Source organism: Kitasatospora sp. NPDC059817 (assembly GCF_042731835.1).
Classification (GTDB): domain Bacteria; phylum Actinomycetota; class Actinomycetes; order Streptomycetales; family Streptomycetaceae; genus Kitasatospora.
In genome coordinates this window covers 1-2,419 of sequence record NZ_JBHWIR010000131.1, presented here as the reverse complement: position 1 = coordinate 2,419, position 2,419 = coordinate 1, and the positions used below count along the sequence as shown (strand labels likewise).

Sequence of the window (2,419 nt, the reverse complement as noted above, 5' to 3'; positions counted from 1 at the left end):
GGTGGGAACACCGGCGGCTCGTCCGGCGGCGGCGGGAACACCGGTGGGAACAACGGCGGCTCGACGGGCGGAGGTTCGACCGGCGGCGGGAACGCCGGCAGCGGGGGAACCCCGCAGGCGCCCGGGGGCAGCGGGGTTCGCCACGGCGTCACCACCGTCCTGCGCTCCGGCAACAGCGGCCTGGTCGCGGACCTCGACGGCGCCAACACCGCCGGCGGCACCCGGATCAAGGCGCAGGGCCGCAACGGCAGCGCCGCACAGCAGTGGATGCTGTGGCAGAAGCCCAACAACCAGTGGCTGATCGAGACGAAGTTCGCCGGGGCGATGGTGATGGACCACAACCCCAGCACCCACCGCGCCCACCTCACCAGCGCGCAGGAGGGCAACGCCAACCAGCTCTGGCGCTTCCAGGAGAGCCAGAACCTGCCCGGCTGGTACCGGATCATCTCCGCGGCCGACAACGGCTGCCTCACCGCCGTCAACGGCAACGAGGACCTCGCCGTCTGGGCCTGCACCTCCTCCACCGCCCAGTGGTGGGAGCTCGACGACTCGACGTTCACCGGAGGCGGCGGGGGGAACCCCGGCGGCGGCGGCGGTGGTACCGGCGGAGGCGGAGGCGGGAACACCGGAGGCGGGAACACCGGAGGCGGCGGCGGAAGGGACCCGCGCTTCCCGGACGGCATGCAGCTCCCCCCGGTCTGCAACGGGCGGCAGTCCTCCGGTTCGTGGATGTGGCACGGGGACACCCTGTGCCCGGGGCAGAGCCTGGAGTCCAGGGCGGCGGAGCAATCCACCCGGCTCGTCATGCAGCAGGACGGCAACCTCGTCGCCTACTACACGCAGGGCGACGCCATCGGCGACCACACCTGGGCCGTATGGGAGTCGAAGACCGTGGGCTGCGGGGCCAAGGCCGTCATGCAGGACGACGGGAACCTCGTCGTCACCGCCGCCGACGGGCGGGTCTGCTGGGCATCGGGAACCAATGGCCGCAACGGCGCCTGGCTGATGGTCAGCCCCCTGGGCGACATCCAGATCCTGCAGGCCGGCGACGCCACCGGCGCCGCCATCGACGGGGCCCGCGCGGTGGCCGCCGCAGGGAAGGGCGACTTCCTGGAGGCCTTCATCTACGCGCTGCAGGCGATCATCAAGGGCGTCCCGAAGGTGCAGTGGCAGACGAACACCGGACACCCACGCCTGGTGCCGCCCAAGTGCGTCGTGACAGGAGGCCGGGTCATCCCCTGCACCTGACCTTCCTCCCACGGGTGGCCCGCGTACGCGCGGCACCCGCCGGGTGCGTCCGGACTCGCCGGCCTCTCGGAAGCCGGCCCGGGGGGCGCCCCCCCCCCCGCCGGCGCGCGCCCCCCCGCCCCCCCCCCCCGCCCCCGCCCCCCCCCCCCCCCGCCGTGTGCCCATCGCCACGTGACCTCCGCCATGTGCCCATCGCCTTGTGCCCGCCGTGTGCCCATCGCCGACGGCCTCGCCGGCCCGCTCCCGGAGGGGGCATGGCCCGGGGCGCGATTCAGCGGACCGGGGCGGCCCGCAGGGGGAAGTGGCAGGCGGCCAGGTGGTCGTCGGGGCCGAAGGCGGTGAGCGGTGGCTCGACCTCCGCGCAGATCTGCTGCGCCGCCGCGCAGCGGGTGCGGAAGCGGCAGCCGGACGGCGGGTCGATCGCGGACGGGAGCTCCCCGGCGACGCCCCGGCTGCTCTTGGCCTTCTCCACCACCGGGTCGGCCACGGGGATGGTGTCCAGCAGGCCGCGGGTGTAGTGGTGCACCGGCCGGACGTACACCGATGGCGCGGGGCCGATCTCCACCAGCTTGCCCAGGTACATCACGCCGATCCGGTCGGACAGGTACCGGACCACGGACAGGTCGTGCGAGATGAACAGGTACGACAGTCCGAGTTCGCCCTGAAGGTCGCTCATCAGGTTGAGCACCTGCGACTGGATCGACACGTCCAGGGCCGAGACGGGCTCGTCCGCGACGATGAGCTTGGGGCGCAGGGCCAGCGCGCGGGCCAGTCCGATGCGCTGGCGCTGGCCGCCGGAGAACTCGTGCGGGTAGCGGTCCAGGGCGGTGAGCGGCAGGCCGACCAGGTCGAAGATCTCCCTGATCCGCCGGTCGCGCTCGGCCTGGCCGTCGACCCGGTGGATGTCCAGCGGCTCGCGCATGATCGAGTGGACGGGCATCCGCGGGTTCATCGCCGCGTAGGAGTCCTGGAACATCAGCTGGACGTCCCGGCGCAGTCGGCGGCGCTCGGCCCGTGGCGCCAGGGCCAGGTCCCGGCCCTCGAACAGCAGGCTGCCGCTGGTGGGCCGCTCCAGGCCGACGATGAGCTTGCCGACGGTGGTCTTGCCGCAGCCGGACTCGCCGACCAGGCCGAGCGTCTCTCCCCGGCGGACCGTCAGGGAGATGTCGGC

2 protein-coding genes are annotated in these 2,419 nt (G+C 73.5%); one reads left to right on the top strand and one right to left on the bottom strand.

The window, feature by feature from the left end; genetic code table 11:
• Positions 1 to 1,248, top strand: a 1,248-nt coding sequence (locus tag ACFV61_RS24955; protein ID WP_380493968.1) for an RICIN domain-containing protein, incomplete at its 5' end; no start/stop codon positions are given.
• 271 nt (positions 1,249 to 1,519) lie between these two features.
• Here the strand turns inward: ACFV61_RS24955 and ACFV61_RS24950 are convergent.
• Positions 1,520 to 2,419: ABC transporter ATP-binding protein (locus tag ACFV61_RS24950; protein WP_380493966.1), on the bottom strand; the 900-nt coding region annotated here is incomplete at its 5' end.